Source organism: Bradyrhizobium sp. USDA 3256 (genome assembly GCF_054058275.1).
Window position 1 is genome coordinate 4,886,149 of the sequence record NZ_JBSSAE010000002.1, and the last position, 18,337, is coordinate 4,904,485.

At 59.1% G+C, this 18,337-nt stretch carries 11 protein-coding genes, 1 tRNA gene and 3 pseudogenes; 2 read left to right on the top strand and 13 right to left on the bottom strand.

Annotated elements, in window-relative coordinates:
* Positions 1-491: 491 nt before the first annotated feature.
* The 4 genes and pseudogenes from ACVWY5_RS25035 to ACVWY5_RS25050 all read right to left on the bottom strand — a co-directional run bounded on the left by ACVWY5_RS25035 (position 492) and on the right by ACVWY5_RS25050 (position 3,028).
* Complete coding sequence (locus ACVWY5_RS25035; RefSeq protein WP_063616600.1) at positions 492-1,535, bottom strand: LysR family transcriptional regulator; 1,044 nt, start codon at positions 1,533-1,535, stop codon at positions 492-494.
* A gap of 134 nt (positions 1,536-1,669) precedes the next feature.
* Positions 1,670-1,822, bottom strand: a complete 153-nt coding sequence (locus ACVWY5_RS25040; protein WP_321176865.1) for a hypothetical protein — start codon at positions 1,820-1,822, stop codon at positions 1,670-1,672.
* 329 nt (positions 1,823-2,151) lie between these two features.
* A pseudogene (locus tag ACVWY5_RS25045) lies at positions 2,152-2,259 on the bottom strand (DUF1427 family protein); the annotation flags it as partial.
* Between the two features lie 88 nt (positions 2,260-2,347).
* Positions 2,348-3,028 carry an isochorismatase family protein gene (locus ACVWY5_RS25050; protein ID WP_028337464.1) on the bottom strand — a complete coding sequence of 227 codons (681 nt, stop codon included), beginning with the start codon at positions 3,026-3,028 and terminating at the stop codon, positions 2,348-2,350.
* Between the two features lie 1,400 nt (positions 3,029-4,428).
* Between ACVWY5_RS25050 and ACVWY5_RS25055 the strand changes: the two genes are divergently transcribed.
* On the top strand, positions 4,429-5,286 hold the full coding sequence (locus ACVWY5_RS25055) for a helix-turn-helix domain-containing protein (protein WP_080667289.1): 858 nt from the start codon (positions 4,429-4,431) through the stop codon (positions 5,284-5,286).
* A 680-nt stretch (positions 5,287-5,966) separates the two neighbouring features.
* On the opposite strand, the gene ACVWY5_RS25060 is transcribed toward ACVWY5_RS25055, so the two are convergent.
* A complete protein-coding gene (locus ACVWY5_RS25060) occupies positions 5,967-11,492 on the bottom strand; it encodes an AAA family ATPase (protein ID WP_321176866.1) in 5,526 nt (1,841 codons plus the stop codon).
* A gap of 782 nt (positions 11,493-12,274) precedes the next feature.
* Here ACVWY5_RS25060 and ACVWY5_RS25065 point away from each other — a divergent pair.
* Positions 12,275-12,351: transfer RNA gene (locus ACVWY5_RS25065), tRNA-Arg, on the top strand.
* Positions 12,352-12,485: 134 nt separating this feature from the next.
* On the opposite strand, the gene ACVWY5_RS25070 is transcribed toward ACVWY5_RS25065, so the two are convergent.
* The 8 genes and pseudogenes from ACVWY5_RS25070 to ACVWY5_RS25105 form a co-directional block, all read right to left on the bottom strand.
* Positions 12,486-12,698 (bottom strand): hypothetical protein, encoded by a 213-nt coding sequence (locus tag ACVWY5_RS25070; RefSeq protein WP_321176867.1) that lies wholly within the window; start codon positions 12,696-12,698, stop codon positions 12,486-12,488.
* Positions 12,667-13,071, bottom strand: coding sequence for a hypothetical protein (locus ACVWY5_RS25075; protein WP_028337460.1), 405 nt, complete (start codon positions 13,069-13,071; stop codon positions 12,667-12,669). Before ACVWY5_RS25075 ends, ACVWY5_RS25070 begins: the two co-directional genes overlap by 32 nt.
* A gap of 138 nt (positions 13,072-13,209) precedes the next feature.
* Positions 13,210-13,446, bottom strand: coding sequence for a transposase domain-containing protein (locus tag ACVWY5_RS25080; protein WP_456671779.1), 237 nt, complete (start codon positions 13,444-13,446; stop codon positions 13,210-13,212).
* Positions 13,444-14,767 (bottom strand): annotated as a pseudogene (gene tnpC / locus ACVWY5_RS25085) (IS66 family transposase); the annotation flags it as partial. The pseudogene tnpC and the gene ACVWY5_RS25080, both read right to left, overlap by 3 nt.
* Positions 14,768-14,788: 21 nt before the next feature.
* The gene (tnpB, locus tag ACVWY5_RS25090) at positions 14,789-15,145 is read right to left on the bottom strand and encodes an IS66 family insertion sequence element accessory protein TnpB (RefSeq protein WP_028337459.1); all 357 of its coding nucleotides are present in this window, start codon (positions 15,143-15,145) and stop codon (positions 14,789-14,791) included.
* On the bottom strand, positions 15,142-15,594 hold the full coding sequence (gene tnpA / locus ACVWY5_RS25095) for an IS66-like element accessory protein TnpA (protein ID WP_028337458.1): 453 nt from the start codon (positions 15,592-15,594) through the stop codon (positions 15,142-15,144). The genes tnpB and tnpA overlap by 4 nt, the downstream gene beginning before the upstream one ends.
* Before the next feature lie 778 nt (positions 15,595-16,372).
* Complete coding sequence (locus ACVWY5_RS25100) at positions 16,373-17,350, bottom strand: branched-chain amino acid ABC transporter permease (RefSeq protein WP_051376349.1); 978 nt, start codon at positions 17,348-17,350, stop codon at positions 16,373-16,375.
* Positions 17,351-18,323, bottom strand: a pseudogene (locus ACVWY5_RS25105) (branched-chain amino acid ABC transporter permease).
* Positions 18,324-18,337 lie beyond the last annotated feature (14 nt).

Genomic DNA, 18,337 nt, shown 5'->3' on the forward strand with positions numbered 1-18,337 from the left:
CGGCGTGCTCAACTTACGCTCGGAAATATTTCCACCTATCCCATTCCAACGGCGGCAAACCAGAGCTGTCCATTCGGAGGCCGTCGACAATGATCGAGCACGATCGCGTAACATAAGCTACCATGCACCTCCCAACCGTCGCAAGTTTGCGCACGCAGAGGCCGGTTGTCGTTACGACGACCACAGCGGCGGCGGCACTCACTGACACTTCGGACTACGGGCCATCGACTCAAAGAAGCTGCGGCCACGGCGCCGAACTGCCATGTCGTCCATCTTGTACTCCGCTGGCCGCTGGCCGGCCACGGATCAATCCTAGCCCGCTCACCGTTGGAGTTGCTAAGGGCCGGCTCGAGCGAACAGGCCACAAATCAAGGTTGCGAACAATGAAAGTTCCTGCGCTAAAATAGAGTTCCTCTTGGGCGAAGGTCCATCGTACCTTGGTGTTGGTTTTCCGGAATACAGACGTGCTTCTCGAAAGTCCTCGGCCTCCCTCACGCTTCCGCGGCGAGCCGCTGCACCGATGGGCTTAAAGCGGGTTGGGCGGGGCGCGCAAACTCAAACAAACGACCCCGCAGGGGCTCGGTAGCTCGACTCAATGTGGCGCGCAGCCACTCTTGCGGCGCATCACCCTCGTTCCGTTCATGCCACAGAACGCTCACGTCCTCTAAAGTCGTTTTGTATGGCAGCTCTTGCATCGACAGTGGGTGCCTGCGGACCAACAACTTGGCGAGCGGCCGTGGCACGATAGCGATCAAATCCGCGTCCTCAAGTAGTGAGGGAAGCGCAAGAAAGTGAGGCAATGAGACAGCTATACGCGGACTCCGCTTTGTCCCCGAAAAGGCCCGTTCGAAGGCGGCCCTATCGAACATTTCCGATCGCCGGGCCAGCCCACGTTCAGATACATAGCCGCCGACGGCTCCCTCATGCTCGCCATTCAACGAGACCACGGCTATGGAAAGGCCAGAAAATGCCTCAAGCGATAGCTTGCCGAGTTCCCGTGAAGAACTCGCGACGAGGACATCATCGTATGCGAAGAGCGAGCTTGCCCCGAATCGCTCAGGCACATCTGAGAAAGTACCGATTGCCGCATCAATCCGTCCGAGATCTATCTCCTCGGCCAGATCGATCCAACTATCCGGCCGGATTACGAGATTAACGAGCGGCGCCTCCCGCCTTAACACGGCGAGAAGAAATGGCAGCATCACCATGGTAGCAAAATCGCTCACCGCAATAGTGAACCCCCTCGTCGAACTAGCTGGCTCGAATTTGGGTGGATCGATCGCCGCCTCCAGTGATTTCCACGCCTGGCGTATTAAAGGCGCCATCGCAACCGAGCGCGCGGTCGGTTGCATCCCCGCGGTCGTGCGAACAAACAATTCGTCGTTGAGCAATTCTCTCAACCGGGCAAGAGCGTGGCTAACGGCCGTAGGGCTGACACATATCCTCTGGCTGGCTCGCAGCACACTTCGTTCCTCCATGACCGCGTCGAACACGCGCAGAAGATTTAGATCAAATCTGTTGAGGGACATGGTCATGGCCAAACTGCTAAAGATGATTACTCGTTGCTGAACTTAGGATGTAGCTCAGTCTCGCTACTTTACGATAGCTTCGTAGGCACACCATTGTTATCGACCTAGATGCTTTCGCTCGGGATCGTCTATACGGTCTCTCAGTCAGCTATCGCGAACAGCCGACAGTAGAGCCCATGAAATTGACGGCTCAATTGCACCTTGGTGTGATCCTTGTGCACGCCGGCGAAGCTGAAGCCTTGCGTAAATCGTCGCGCAGCTTCGGGTGCGCGGTCGGCTTCGTCCTGCGCCACAGCATGCGCTCCCTAAATCTGTGGCAGCCTCTTGTGGCATCAAGTTCCGGAAGGAACTAGGTTGCAGTGACGCCCGTGCAACGACTCAGCAGTTGTTCTTCTTGCTTCCCGACCTCATCCAAGCAGGCCAGTGTGAGCCTGAAGTCCCTGGGCGGACTAGAGCGAGCGAGCGTCGTGTCAGACCGCGGTGCAGGATGAGGTCCGGAACACTCATGACCAGTTCCCTTTCGGTTCTGCCGCATCTGCATCACCGCATCGTCCCGGCAACATCCCGAGCATGTGGGAGGAGCATCCTCCTTCGCGCCACGCAGCCGCGATGCTGAGCCTACGAGCAGCTCCGCCGACAGCAAGCAACTGCTCACGACGAGAATGCTGAACAATCCGACGAGGGCGACCAAAGGGGGCGCCGGAGAGCGCACGTTGAGAAGACTGTACATCAATCCAGCAAGGAGGCCCGCGCCAAGAGAGACAATGATGGAACTTGATTACATGCCGGGCGTACGGCGCCCCGAACAAAGCTCGGCGTCACTTTGCCTGCTTCGCGACCTCCTGCGCCTTCTCGTAGCTCTCCGATACCGCGGCGTAGTTGGGCGCTACAAGGCCATATAACTTCGCGAGCTCTGCTGCTTCAGGGCGGGCCCACGTGCGATGAAGCTCGGACAAGAGCGCATTCGTCGACGTCGGGATAACATTGCCTTGGACGAAGCGGGCCAGCGTCGTGCGCGAAGCCAATTCGCTCGGATCGCCGGAGGCGTCAATCACCGCATAGACGTCGAACCCAGCTGACCGGGCGTCCAGCGCCGGGAACATCACGCAAACGTTCGTCCAGACACCCGCCATGACCAATGTCTTTCGACCGGTCGAGCGCACCTCTTCGACGAAGTCCGCGTTATCCCAAGCATTCACTTCACCCTTACGCGGCACAAACACGGCATGCGGCGCGTACTTATGGATTTCCGGCATAAGCGGGCCGTTCGGTCCCTTCGGCTCAGATGCGGTCGTAATGACCGGGATCTTCAGCAACGTCGCCAGTTTCGCAATCATTTCGACGTTCCGCCGGAGATCGGCGACGGCGATGTCCTTCACTGTTTGAAACAGACCGGACTGGTGATCGAGCAATAGGATCACTGTATCGGCCGGGTCAATCAGGGCCTGCCCGCCACCCGTCGGCAGAACGCTCGACTTGCTCCTCAATGTATTCGCCATAAGTTCTCCTTCACTGCATGGTGTCCCACCGGATCAGCAACCCGGCTCGCCGGGGTGTGCTCGCAGACTCGGTTGAGAGCCGTCCCGCTGAATGCCAATCGCGACTCCAGATGGCCGCCCCGCCAAGAAAGGCTGCGTAGATCAGCAACGATCTCGAGATGGATGTGGAGCCCAAAGCGACAGTCGTCGTTCACGGACTTGATGAATGTTCAAATTCTTGCGCAAAACCGCGCCGTCTTTGGTAGCGAACGCAGATTAGAGCTGGCGACACTTTATCAACTACGCCTATGGTTGAAGTTGTGACCTGTTGCTTGCTGCTGTTGGTGGGCGAACAGAAAGACGTGTCTCGAGTGCGCGCCCGCCATCATGCGAAACGATAATTGACCGCTGGCAATGCTATGGGCGAACGACGATCGACAACCCCTGAGAGTGTGTCAGCGGATTGGGGCATCGCTCCGATTGCAATCGCCTGGCCCGGGCGGACAGCTGGCCTATCGGCCGGCGTGTTCGCGGGTCAGAACGCTCAGAAACTCGAAGTCTCGTCGCCTTCAGATCCGACGACACACGTTCTCGCGGTCTCGACTTGCAGCCACCATGCGACCTACGCCGTGGATGGTCGCGAAGTACATGAGGGAATGTTTGAGGCTGGCGCGATTCAATTGGTCCAAGCAGGCCAAGCACCTGCCGCCATGCTGACGGGCGACTGGCGCGTCATCCACATCTATTTTCCGGCCGCTGATCTCTGGCAACTCGGCGAAGACCTTGGACTCTCGGCAATAGACGCACTCGGGCTAACCTTCACCCTACCTCATTTTGCCCGAGAGCCCGTACTTGGTCGGATCGGACGCAGGCTCGAGCAGCGATTGCGGCGTGGCGATGTGCCTAGCCGCCTTGAGCTGGACGATCTTTCTTTGAGCCTCGGATGCCGTCTCATTCGTACCCACGCAACGACAAAGCCTCCTCGCCGCCCGCGGTCCCGATCGCTTTCTGGACAAGAGCGCCGGCGCCTCTTGACACTTCTTGGCGACGCTCAGGACCCCGGCCTCGAACAACTCGCTCGCGAGCTGGGCAGGAGTGGGACGGAAGCCAGGTCAGCCTTCCATAAAACCTTCCACGCCGCGCCGTACGAGATTCGCGGCATCCTGAGACGAGGCCGCAGGCCGTGAGTATGGTTGATCGCCACAATGCTGAACAGCTGACTTAAGCGCCTTCCGTCGCTGCAATACCAACCCAGACTCAGCATCAGGCCTGCGTAAGGGCCACCCGCAAAGAACCACCTGATCTGCGTCGACGACGTGTACGCCAACGGCTTCGCTGCCATCGCAACAAACAAGCATACACTATGGTAATCGACACGACACCTCTCGCACTGTCCTAGTAAGCGTCGTGAATACCCGCCCATGAGTCACCCCCTGAGCTACGCCGACTATTACCGCTCTATATATCCGTTCGAACAACAGCACAGATCCGTTGGCGGACTGAACTTGTTTCGTTCGCCGCAGCACCAAGCCGGTGAGTACGTCGAATCTGCCCATGGAGTATCGCTTCAGATTAGCCGCGCGCCTCGGGCGGGTCGATCTGTCGTCGATCTGGGCGCAGGCCGTTTCAACGCAGATCTATCCGCACCAAACTACTTCGTCGCGCCTCCCGATCATCCTTGCACGTACGAACTCACTTCCAACATCGACCTTCTCGTCATTGAATTTTCGTCCAAGGTTTTTTGGGACGATCCCTGGCGTCTCCAAGACTGCGGACCGCTCCATCATGGAGCACGCTATGACACCTTGCCACTGCAGTTCGCCGAGCAAGTTTGGGAACTAAGCGCGCATGGTCTGACGCAATTGGAGGCCGACAGCTTTGGCATGGCGCTCGCGACTTTGCTCGCGCGAGCCTCGCAGCCTGCGATTGGGGTCAAACTGGCGAAAGGCGGACTAACACCGAAAGAATTGAAGCTCCTTACTGAGTACATGAGGGGTCAACTCGCGAATGACTTGTCGCTCGCCGAGCTTGCTGCACTTGTTTCTCGCTCTCCATATCATTTCGCACGCGCCTTCAAGACCAGCACGGGAGTTCCGCCCCATCGGTATGTAATGATGCTTCGGATAGAACTCGCAAAGGAATTTCTGGTAGCTGGCCCCCTTAGCGTTACCCAGGTTGCGCACGCCTGTGGCTTTGCCTCGTCGCAGCACATGGCTACTGCGTTCCGCCGCATGGTCGGAACAACACCGACGGAGTATAGGCGACAGAGCGAAATTTAGATCATGCGAACAGCCACCGATTAACAACATGTCCCTCGCTTATGATCATTTCCTCACTCCGTTTCTGGGCGCGCAACGCCGCTATCATCATGCCGCGCAAAGAAGATCATCGAACCTCGGCGCAATGTCGAGAAGCGAGGCTTGCTTCATATTTCTTCCTTAAGAGAAGCAACAAACATTCGGCCTTCACCTGACTGCCCGTGACGCTAAGCGGCCCGTCAGTTGCGAGGAAGTGAAACAACTTCAGCTACTAGATGCGTCTCCTGCACTTCGAAGGAGTCGCCAGTGAGTAGCTTCGGCACAGCCGTACTATTTTGCCTTCAAACGGCTGGACCTCGATCCCAGGGTGCTAGGCGCGGATACTCTCGAGATGTTGTCGGCTCTGAAGTCGAATTGGTTTTGTTGTCATAGATCGCGCCCTCACGATTTAAGACGATGCGTCTTTGGTTATGGATACTTCACACCGCCCCAGAGCTTCGGTCCGACTGAGTCGAACTCGCACAACAAGCGCTGAAAGGATTTAATCGCAAACAGCCGGCCTCCTCAATGAGCTGAAGGATTCTGCGGGCGACGCCGCGATCGCCAAGCAGTTGAGCCACTCGTATCTCAGATCGCGACGAGAAGTTTAAACAGTTTCGCTCCCCAGACCTGCAACGTCACACCGCATATATTTAGTCAGGTTATCGCGGAACAGCCTCGTCCGGCGGAGGTAGAGTAAACTGAAATTTGGCACCCCGAGAATCGTTTACGCTAGCCCACAATCGTCCGCGGTGCGCTTCGATGATCGAACGGCAGATCGATAGCCCCATGCCCAAACCGGTCGTCTTAGTCGTATAGAACGCCTCGAAAATGCGCTCAAGCGTGGCGGACGCCAGTCCGGGACCGGAATCTCGAACGACCACAAGCACGCCCCCTGACTCGGCTTTGCCCGTGCTGATCAGCAATTCTCGCTTGCCGTCGCTGATTCCACTCATTGCCTCGACGGCGTTGATGATCAAGTTGAGCATCACTTGTTGGAGTTGCACTTGATCTCCGCGAACGAGCGGTAAGTCTTCGGCGAGTTCAGCCTTGACGGAAATGCGGTTTTTCGTCGCCTCGCCTCGGGTGAGTTCAATCACCTCGCGGATCGGGCCGTTAATTGCCAATAAATCCTCCCGTGGCGGCTCTTTTTTGATTAGATCACGGATTCGGCCGATTACCGCACCTGCTCGTGTGCCGTATTTAGCAATCTGTGCGAACGACTGGCGCACCTCTTCCGGAACGGGCGGTTTACGGTCGAGCCTTCGCAGAGCCGTCTGCGCGGCGATGACCATCCCAGTGATGGGCTGGTTGACCTCATGGGCAATCGATCCCGTCAGCTGGCCTATGGTGGCGACGCGGTTTGCGTGCGCCAGTTCCATCTGCACTTCGCGGTAGCGCTGGTCGCTGTCGCGGGCCGCTGCCTCCGAACGCTTACGCTCGGTCAAATCAAGTACAAAAGCGACGGCCTGGAGTGGGTGCCCCTCGAACGCCGCCGCGCCGAGCAGGACCGGCACCCGGCTGCCGTCTTTCCTAAAAAACTCCTTTTCGCTGGTTTGCATGGTGCCGGTCGTCTTAAGCCCTTCGAGCTCGTGCAGGACGTGCGCTTCTCGCCATTCAGGAGGCGTCAATTCTGACCATCGAAGCCCTGCAGTTAACTCCTCTCGCCCGTACTGAACCATGCGCAAAAATGCATCGTTCGCATCGATGAGGCCTCCGTCCAGCTCCCAGATGACGATGCCGATAATGTCTGAATCAACCAATCGACGAATCTTGGCTTCGCGCTCCGCGAGCTCTCGGTACAAACGGGTATTCTCGAGCGAGATAGCCGCCTGTGAGGCGAGCAGCTTCAACACCGCGATCCGCCCCGGCGCGAACACGTTGGGGGTCAAGTTGTTCTCCAGAAGCAGCACACCAATAACCCTGGCTTGATTGAGTAGCGGCAGGCAGAGAACTGACCGGACTTTCCGCTGGCGAATGTACGGGTCGGCCGCAAACGGTGGTTGAGCGGCGGCATCCTGAAGGATGACTAAGTCCCGAGTGCGTAGGACATGGCGGAGCACCGACTCCGGCAGCATGCCCTTGGCTACACACTCGTCGCGAAAAAGGTGCACGGTCACCAAATCGCCGCTTGTCGTGGCTTCCGCAGCGATCCGCTGCTCACCCCCGTCTGAAAAAATCAACAAGCCTCGTTCGGCGCCCGCTTGCTCAATGGCGGTACGCATAAGGGTTTCGAGGAGCCTCTCCAGGGCGATCTCGCCCGAGACGGCCTGAGATACCTTAAGCACGGTTGCGAGATCGAGATGCTCAACGGGCGCCATGATCGTGCTGGTCGCAGTGACAGCAGGCTCTTCAATTTTGAGTCGTGGATACGCCGCATCAAGTTGCTGCACCTTGCCGTCTGCCCCCCAGCGGAGATAGCAGTACCGAGCGTTTCGCAGATAAGCATGCGCCGCAATCTCGAATCCACGCTTCGCATAGAAGCGTGCCGTAAGCTCACTGGCGAGCGCCTCATCGTGTAAAAAGCCGTTTGTCCGTGCCGAACAAATGGCCTTTTCGTAGAGGTTCATAGCATCGAGTGCGCGGTCTTCAATCCTCGCAAATTCCGCGCCCACCAAATCGGCGCGACTCTCGAAGTTTTCCGGGCAGTTCTCTGCCCATTTCCGAAGTTGGTGATAGTGGCTGGCCAAGTCTCCCATATGCTGGGCACGTTCTGTATCGCTTACCGCATCACAATGCGCAGCCCGTGCCAGCCCAGCGTAAAAATGATACTCAGCAATCTCAAAGCATGACGACGTCCAGAGAAGCCGTCGTGCATCTGATGCCGCCTCAACGGCTGATGCGTAGTCTCCTGCGAAGTAGCGTGCCTGTAACTTGCGGATCGAATACCAGCAGTTGGCGAGCGAGAGACGCGGTTGTTCTCTCAGCTGCTGCTCGAACTGCTCCTCATCGAACTCGGTTTCGTTGAAGCAGCCGAAAATCGGCGTCAAGCCCCGCAGCGTTCGGATGAGCTGGAGCTGGGTGACAATGATATTGATAACGAGATCAAACCGGAAATGGCGCGCGAACGCGAGCCCGGCCTCTGCTTCTCGCTGCACGTCACTGAGCCGATCGCCTGTGGCAAGCAGGCTCGTGATCAGATCGTTGCAGCTGAATCCCGCAAATATAAGGTCACCGACCTTCATCGCGGCGTCGAAAGCGTGCCGCACCATGGAGCGGCCGGTCCGCATATGCTGCGTCCAGGGATTTACATGGCTGCCGAACAGCAGGTAGGCGCGGGCTTTGAAGCGGTCAAGCCCGCGCTGCTCGACCAGTTCCAGGCCGAGCTTCCCGAAACGGAATCCGGTCTGATAATCGCCGAAATGCGACCCAAGAATTACACCGAGCCAGACAAAAGCGGAGCAGGATCCGTCGCAGTTACCGTGCACGCGGCTGAGGTTTGCCATCCGGCAGACCACCAAACACAGTAGGTTTTCATCGGTGAGCAAGGCCGGCGGCACTGCCTCCAGAAGGACGTCTATCGTCCCGGACACCTCCCGATCGACCATTCGCGGCAATTCGAGTAGCGCCTCGACTGGCTGATGAAGGAGCCACTGCGAGATCTGCTCATATTCTTGCTGTACCTCCTCCTTTGTCGGGTGTGCCGACCACTGAACGCCAACGTGTCGAAGATACTCGAGACAAACCTCGACGGCGCGGTCGCTCCGGCCAGCCGTCATGTAGAGCTCCGCCCTCACCCTGGTGACGGCTGCCAGATCCGGAAGGCTGAGGGCGCGCAGGACCAACAACGAAAGGCGCTCCTCCGCGTCGGCTGGTGAAGAGGTCAAGAACTCGCATTCAGCGCGATGCAACTCAAGCGCGAAGGTGAGCTCGTACTGGCGCTCCCAGCAGTCATCCAGCAACAATGCGGCGCCGGCTGTTAGATACCTCAACGCAGAGACATAGCCCGTAGATGCCTTCGCGCGTTTGGCCGCGATCAAGTTCAGTTCGGCCACTTGCACGCGCTCATCTTTTGAGGTGATTAAAGGCGCGCAGCGGTTGAGCTGATTGACAATATCAAAAATCGCTTCCTCGCGCTTTTCAGAAGGTATGCGCGCGGCGAGCAGCCTCCCTATTCGAAGATGCGTCTCGTCCCGCAGATCCTCCGGGATCCGCGAGTAGGCAGCCTCCTGAATGCGATCGTGGGCGAACCGGTAAGCGCTTGGCATTCGCTCAACCAATTCCTGATGGCGGGCTGGCCACAGAGAGGTGTCGATCTGATCTTCCGAGATTCCGAGGACAATCGAAAGTGCCTTGACATCCGCGACATTTCCTAGACAAGCCAGCTGCTGCAACGCATTCTGCGTCTCGACCGGTAAGCGGGTGAGTTTCCCCGCCATTAGATCAATGACGTTGTCCGTATATCCCCTAGCTTGAATACCATCGAGGTCCCAGGACCAGCGCGCGCCGTCATGATCAAAAGTGAGCAGCGCTTGGTCGACGAGCGAAGACAGGAACTGAACAACAAAGAATGGGTTCCCGGCAGTCTTCTCGTGCAATAGATTCGCGAGTGGCGCGGCGCGTTCGGGCGTGCAGCGAAGAGCGTCCACAGTCAATTGCCCGAGGTGCTTGGGGGCAAGTGGAGCCAGTGTGATCTCCGCGACTTTTCCGCCGCCGGTCTTGATGGCCTCGACCTTACGCATGAGTGGATGGGCTGGAGTGACTTCGTTGTTGCGATAGGCGCCGATCAGCATCAGGTGCCGCAGATCCGATCGCGTCAATAGGTGCTCCAACAGATCGAGCGTCGCCGCGTCGAGCCATTGCAAATCGTCCAGGAAGAGTGCAAGCGGATGCTCGGGTCGGGCAAAAACTCCAATGAAGCGCTCCATCACAAGCTGAAAACGGCTTTGTGCCTGCTGTGAGGGGAGTTCAGGCGCGGGTGGCTGGTCCCCGATCACGAGCTTGAGTTCGGGAATAAGGTCGACCACGAGTCGAGCGTTCGGGCCCAGCACGTTGAGAAAAGCGTGGCGCCACCTTGCCAACTCGGCTTTGCTTTTGCCGAGAAGAGGCCGGACGAGGCTCTGAAAAGCCTGCACCAACGTCGCATAGGGGATGTCGGGCTTGTATTGGTCGAACTTGCCGGACGCGAACAGGCCGCGCAGCGGCACCACAGCCTTGTGCAGTTCATTGACGACCGAAGACTTGCCGACGCCGGAATATCCAGTGACCAGCACCAGTTCTGGCACGCCGCTCTTGATGATGCGATCGAAGCTGGCAAGTAAGGTCGCGATCTCACCCTCTCGCCCGTATAGCTTCTCGGGTATCAGCAGCCGGTTGGGGGTGTCGTGTTGGCCCAGCGGAAAGTCATCGATACGGCGCCGCGTGCCCCATTCAGCTACGCAATGTCGCAGATCGCGCTCGACGCCGCCAGCGGTCTGGTAACGCTCTTCAGGTGTCTTCGCGAGCAGCTTCATGATGATCGCCGAGACTGCGGCCGGAATATGCTTCAGCCGTTCGCTCGGCGGCATTGGCATCCTAGCAATGTGACAGTGCACCCACTCCATCGGATCGGCCGCCGCAAAGGGCAGAGCGCCCGCGAGCATCTGATAGAGCGTGACGCCGAAGGCATATAGATCACTACGGGCGTCAATCGAGCGATTCGTGCGGCCGGTCTGCTCGGGCGCCATGTATGCGAAGGTGCCGGCGATGGTCTCGGGTAGCTCCGGCGGCTGCCGTTCGCGGGAGAGGCGTGATGCGATACCGAATCCGGTGATTCGCACGCTTCCGTCCGCGGAGCCAAACATAATGTTGGCTGGCTTGATGTCTTTGTGGATGAGGCCACATTCGTGGACCTTGCCAAGCGCCGCGGCAATACCAACAGCAAGAGCCAAGAAGCGCCCCAACTCCAGGGGCGAGCCGAGCAGCTTGGAGAGCGGCTCTCCGCCCGGATCCTCAAGCACCAGCATAGTCCGGCCGTGGCTACGCTCCAGCGCGAGGGGTCGGACCGCCCAAGCCCCGTCAAGGTCATCTATCAAGCCAAATTCACGGGCGAGGCGATCGAGGCTGGCGGGTGACGGATTCTCCGCCGTGAGGACCACCGCCAGCACCGCCGTCTGATTGGCGCTGGTGTGGCACACTCCTCTGCAGAATACGTGCTCCGTATCCTCCCATAACACCTGGAGGCTGCCGATCCGAAAGGATTGGTCCAACTGGCGCTCCGCTGGCAAGCTGCTTGTATGTGGTCCATCTCGTTGCAGAACGGACGCAATCAGCTTAGACTCGATGATGCCGTTGGCAAGGGGGACTTCTTGGCGGAGAGTGGCAAGAACTGCCTCGTGGACGTTGAACGACGAAGTAGAGATCGTCCCGAATTTCGCGTTCGACTTTGAGCGGCTTGAGCCCTGCCCGCCGAGTGTTCTTCATCGCGACAATCCGTCCTCCGACCCCACGCTCAGAAGCTACGGTTTTCGCGGTGACAAGGGGTGACATCGCCGAACCAGCCGCGACAGGCCTTGTCGCGCGGACTCCATTGTTTTGCTGTCGATTCGAACGATCAGAGACAGTGGAGAACAGTGCAACGGCGGATAGAGTGTCAGTCAATCCCCGTTGATTTTTAAGCCGTTTTTCATTCTGACAGTGGGAACCCTACGGTCTTGGCTACCAGCCAATAGCCCGTCCAAGTTGTGGCCCAATCTATCTGTTTAAGTCGGCGATCGGGGATCGACATCACGAACAATCATAGCGCGATTTCGCAAGGCAACGTAATGCAGCAAACTGTGCCGTAGTTGCCGGGTTCGCAGAAACTCGTTTTGTGGGTTGAAAAGCATTGTTCCGTAATCGGTAGCGTTGGCGTTGCCCTCCGAAGGCAGGTGTCAAGTCGGTTGGTGCAATAAGTGAGGAAGAAAGAGTATTGTAATGTAAAGGCTTGCGTGCGTTGCGCGTTGGGGTTCACTCATACGCGAAATCATTGTAAGCACTGCGTAAGCAGTAAGCACCCGTAGCTCAGCTGGATAGAGCGTCGCCCTCCGAAGGCGAAGGCCACACGTTCGAATCGTGTCGGGTGCGCCACTTGCGAACAAACTTGCGCGCTCCGGACGGGAATGCGCCGCGTCCATCACCGACAGTTCGACCGATTTCCCTGCCTAGAATCACCGCATCGTCTACATCACTCTGATCGGATGACTGAGCAAATGTACGCGCCGTCACTCTTCCGGCCAAACGGCGGGAAGCCCGACCAGCTCATGCATCGGCTTGCCTTCTTTGCGCTGGTATTGGTTGCCCGCGAATATGAACTCTGACGTGCCCAACCCAAGTTCGGGGAGCGGCTTTTCCGCCCAAGGATGAGGGATGAGCAGGCCGGTCTTGCTTGCAAAATTCCACGGATCAATCCGCATCAAGGCCAGCACCCCACTCATGCGCGTATTCTGAGGTTGGCCATCTGGCGGCCGTACCACGCTCCCTCCTCGCATTCTCCAAGAGAAAATAGGGGGATTTGTCCGTGTGCTCAAGCTTGGGTTCGATCGCCAGCAATTTGCAGCCCCGTGCCAGCAACATGTGATAGAGGAAGAGCTCGAAGAACGCGCTTCGATGCTGATCGTCGATGGCCGACCTGAACCGGGCGACAAGGGCGTCGCGATGGCTTTCCGGATAAGCTGAAAACCAAGCGTCTACTTGCTCGCGAACCCGTGCGGCCTCCGCCCGACCCGATCGGCTGAGATAGGCGAACCGCGTTTCATCCTGAGATGGGGGGCCAGTGTCTTCGCGGCGAATGTCGTCGAAAATACTCATGCGGTGAATCACACTGATAAACAATTCAGTTATCAGCGAAGACCTTGTATGTCGAAATCGACGTGGAATGGCGATCAGGCAACTCTTCTTTCCGGCAGATATTCGCGGCCCGCGGCCTCAACATCGTAAGCGATGTTCTCAGGCCACGGGCGAGCGTTCTTGGGTAGTGAGATAGGCCCAGGGTAGCAGTTCGTCGATCTGGCTGTTCGGGTGGTCGTTGACGATGCGGGTGATGACGTCGGCGAGATAGGCGTGGGGTTCGACGCCGATGAGCTTGCAGGTTTCGATCAGTGAGGCGATGACGGCCCAGTGTTCGCCGCCGCCGTCCGAGCCAGCGAACAGAGCGTTCTTGCGGTTGAGCGCGATTGGGCGGATAGCGCGCTCGACGACGTTGGAATCGATCTCGATGCGGCCGTCGGCAATGAAGCGCGTCAGCCCGTCCCAACGCGACAGTGCATATCGAATGGCCTCCGCGAGTTTGGTCTTCTGGCTGATCAGATCAAGCTTGGCGCGCAGCCAGGGTTCGAACTCGTGGACGATCGGCCGGCTCTTCTCTTGGCGGACGGCGCGACGCTCGCTCGGCTTCGATGACGTAGAGCCCGGCGATACGTTCGAGCGCCTCGCTGGCGATCGGTGCGGGACCGGCCGCGGCGAGTTCGTAGAAGCGCCGGCGCACATGGGACCAGCAGAACGCCAGTTCAACGTCACCGCGCTCGGCCAGGACCCGATAGCCAGCATAACCGTCGACCTGGAGGATGCCGGCAAAACCCGCGAGGTGGGCGATCGGCCGTTCGGCCTTGCGATCGGGAGCGTAGACATAGGCGACGGCGGGCGGGTCCGTGCCGCCCCAGGGCCGGTCGTCGCGGGCATAGGCCCAGAGCTGGCCGGTCTTGGTGCGGCCGCGTCCGGGATCGAGCACCGGGGCGGTGGTCTCGTCGGCAAACAGTTTTGGCGACTGCTTCAGCCTCGCGAGCAGCCGCTCATGCACCGGCCGCAACAGGAAGGCTGCCCGCCCGACCCAATCGGCCAGGGTCGAGCGATCCAGGTCGAGGCCCTGGCGGGCGTAAATCTGAGCCTGCCGATACAGCGGCAGATGGTCGGCATATTTGGCGACGAGCACCTGCGCCACGGTGGCCTCGGTCGGTAGCCCGCCCTCGATCAGCCGCGCTGGCGCCGGTGCCTGCACCATGGTCTCGCAGGCCCGGCAGGCATACTTGGGCCGCCTTACGACTAGGACCCGGAGCTGGGCCGGGACGATATCCAGTCGTTCGCTCACATCCTCGCCGATCCGGTGCAGCGCCTGCTGACAGCACGGGCAGGCGTGACCGTCGAGGTCGATCAGCATCTCGACCCGCGGCAGATGCGCCGGCAGCGCTCCTCTGTTCCTGCGGCGCCGTGCGGCTCGGCTTGATCGCTCGGCCGCATTGGCTGCATCGGTCGCGGCATCACCACTCGCCTCGACCTGCTCGACATCCTCCAGGCCGAGTAGCAACTGGTCCTCCGGCAGCGTCTCGGCCCGGCGGCCGAAGCGATGACGCTGCAACTCCTTGATGATCTGCTCGAGCCGCGCGGCGCGCGCCCGTTCGGCCAGCAGCATCGCCTTGAGCGTGCCGGGATCGTCCGGAAGCGTGTCGGCCGTCGTCGCCATGATGCGATTACACCATGCGTCACGGCCCCCCGCGAGCGCGACATGCATACTGATTCACTGTGCCGCAGTTCAATTCGCCTGGATCGGCGACGGTGTCTCGCGCGCAGCGTGGACGCGCTTCCAGTCCAATCCTTCGAGCAAGGCCGACAGCTGCGCCGCAGTCAGGCGAATGACCCCATCCTGCACGTTGGGCCAGCAGAACGAACCGGTCTCAAGCCGCTTGGCGAACAGGCACACACCCGTGCCGTCCCAATAGATCAGCTTCACCCGGTCGGCGCGCTTGGCGCGGAACACATACACGGCGCCGGAGAACGGATCGGCCTGGATGCTCTCACGCACCAGGGCCGCGAGCCCTTCGGCACCCTTGCGGAAGTCGACCGGCCTGGTCGCCACCATCACCCGCACCGTGCCCGTCGGACCGATCACGTGCAGGTCTTCAGCGCATGGATCACGGCCGCAACCGTCGCGGCATCCGCGCCTCCGGCGACCCGAACCGCGACGACGTTGATCTCGAGCTCGATGATGCCGCTGTTCTCGCCGCCCTCGGGCGCCTTCCGGAGGCGTCGGCGCTGCCGCGGTGAGCGCTCCGGCGGCGTGGACGATGGGGTAACGACAGCGGGCACGAACGTCTGCGGCTCGGGAGCCACAGGGATCGCAACCGGTTGTCGCATTTGCCGGCGCCACGTAAACAGCTGTTGCGGCGACAATCCGTGCCGCCGCGCGACCTCCGATACCACGGCACCCGGGGCAAGCGTCTCCTCGACGAACCGCGCCTTGTCGTCGGCCGAGAACTGCCGGCGTCGGCCGATCTCCGTGATGACCTCGACCCGACGAACCGAGGTCCTAGGCTCAAGCATATGGTCAAGCTTAGACACAAGCCGATCTCCAATCAGAGATCGATCATTCTTCGCTCGACGCCTTCAATGGAAGGTGGGGCCGAAACAGCGCTTACTCAACATCCTCGCGTTCCGGCTCGGGCTGACCTTGCGCGGCAGAGAGGGCACGGCCATGCCCGCGCCTCGCGCAGCGTAGGCGATCGGCTGCTCTACGCCCTATGGACGGCGCTCAACCGGCAGCCCCCGTACGATCCGGCTTACAAGAACGTGCAGATCACCCCAACAGGGTGAACCCCATTCCTTTGTTGGGCCGAAGCGACCATTCCTTCGTCCTGACCTGCCGGCCGGCAGAGCGCCGCGCGCAAACGCTCTCAAGAATGCCATCGGCACCGGCGTAGCCGGCGCGAAGCGTCCTGGATGCGTCGAGCACGGCGCTACTCTCGTCTAGTAAGGACAGATCCCCCTTGACCACGGGTAGGACGTCCTACGCCGCCAAAGCCCGCGCCGTCCCCTGCAGCGGAACAAGCCGCCGCAACAGTGGCCGACCGCATTCGTGATGTCGCGGTGCCTGAGAGCAACGATAACCTTCACCCACGCGTACAAGCCTGGATCGCCGCTCACAAGAAACAGCAGAAGCAGCGCGAGCTGGAGAACAGGTATCGCCGTCGGGACATCGGTTGGGCGTCACCCTCGCAGCGCTGGTTCGTGCATGGCATTCCAAAGCCGGCGACGCTCTATTGCGATGGGTCCGACAGTGCAAGCGCGCATCTAGGCCCGCCTGCCGGAACCGGTGCGCTATGACTGTACACAGCACTCTTCAAGAACGCCGCGGATCTTTGCGCCTCACTGCTATCATGACGATTTCTCCGACGATGCCTCGGCGGAACGCAAGCACGCAGATTACGAAGACGCCCCCTTGAATCACGGTGACCCATTGACCGACACTCGCGAAATACTGCTGCATCGCAGTGATTGCGAATGCTCCAATTACCGGTCCAAATATCGTACCGAGACCGCCGACAAGCGTAACCAGAACAACTTCACCTGACATGGTCCAGTGTGCATCGGCTAACGACGCAGTTTGAGATACAATGACCTTCAGGGCTCCGGCGAGGCCGGCCAGGCCCGCCGAGAGCACGAAGGCTAATAGCTTATAGTGGTCGGAGTTATATCCCAACGAAATCGCGCGGAGTTCGTTTTCACGGATTGCCTTTAGAACTTCGCCAAAAGGCGAGTTGATGGTTCGATAGATTACCAGGAAGCCGATTAAAAAGACGGTTAGCACGACATAGTAGAGTGTTGTCGGCTGGCTGAGGTCGAATAAGCCAAATAGCATACCTTGCGGCACGCCCTGTATCCCATCTTCGCCGTGAGTGAACGGCGCCTGGAGATACCCGAAGTAGAGAAGCTGCGAGAGCGCGAGCGTAATCATCGCGAAATAGATGCCTTGGCGGCGGATCGCGACGAAGCCGGCAACAATTCCAACAATAGATGACGCGGCCACACCCGTTACCACGCCGAGTTCGGGACTTAGTCCCCAACTCTTGACGACGTGGGCCGTGACATATCCCGCCGTGCCGAAGAACATCGCGTGGCCAAACGAAAGCAAACCGCCAAACCCGATGAGCAGATTGAAAGCGCATGCGAATAGCGCGCCGCACAGCGCCTGCATCGCAAAAAACGGATAAATTCCGGCGACCGGCACCACGAGCAGCACAATCGTGAGCAGACCAAAGGCCGCCATCTCATAGCGTCCCAAGGTGCTTCCGGCGGCCACGCCAAATGTCGCTTTCATCTACGCATTCCGTCCTGTGAGCCCGTTGGACTTAACCAACAACACGATCACCATCAGGATGAACACGACGGTGTTGGAGGCCTCGGGATAAAGAAATTTAATTAACCCTTCGAACACGCCGAGCGCGAAGCCAGTTACAATCGAGCCGAGAATCGATCCCATCCCGCCGATCACGACCACCGCGAAGACCACAACAATCAGGTCGGCGCCCATTAGTGGCCGCACCTGATTGATCGGCGCGGAAAGCACGCCCGCGAAAGCCGCTAGGCCAACCCCCAGACCGTAGGTCAGCGTGATCATTCGCGGCACGTTGATGCCGAACGCCCGGACAAGTATGGGATCCTCGGTCGCTGCCCGGAGATACGCACCAAGCCTGGTCTTCTCAATCATCACCCAGGTAAGCATGCAGACGATCAGGGAGACGACCACCACCCACCCCCGATAAATCGGTAGGTACATAAAACCCAGATCAATACCGCCCTTGAGCTGGTCCGGGATCGCGTAAGGAAGGCCTGAGGATCCAAAATAATTCTGGATAAGACCCTGAATGATGATTGCTAGGCCAAAGGTGAGCAAAATCAATACCGCCCTTGAGCTGGTCCGGGATCGCGTAAGGAAGGCCTGAGGATCCAAAATAATTCTGGATAAGACCCTGAATGATGATTGCTAGGCCAAAGGTGAGCAAAAGTCCGTAGAGATGGTCGAGGCCAGCAAGCCTTTGCAGCATGGTACGCTCAAGCAAGATGCCGAATGCGCCCACAATCAGCGGCGCCAAGATCAGCGCCCACCAATAGTTCAGGTCGGCGTATTGAAGCAGAAAGTAGGCTACAAATGCGCCCACCATATAGAGCGCTCCGTGAGCGAAGTTTATAATGTTCAGCATGCCGAAGATCACGGCGAGCCCTAGACTCAAGAGCGCGTAAAACGAGCCGTTGATGAGGCCGACCAGCAACTGCGCGCAAATTTTCTGCAACACGTCAATGCATC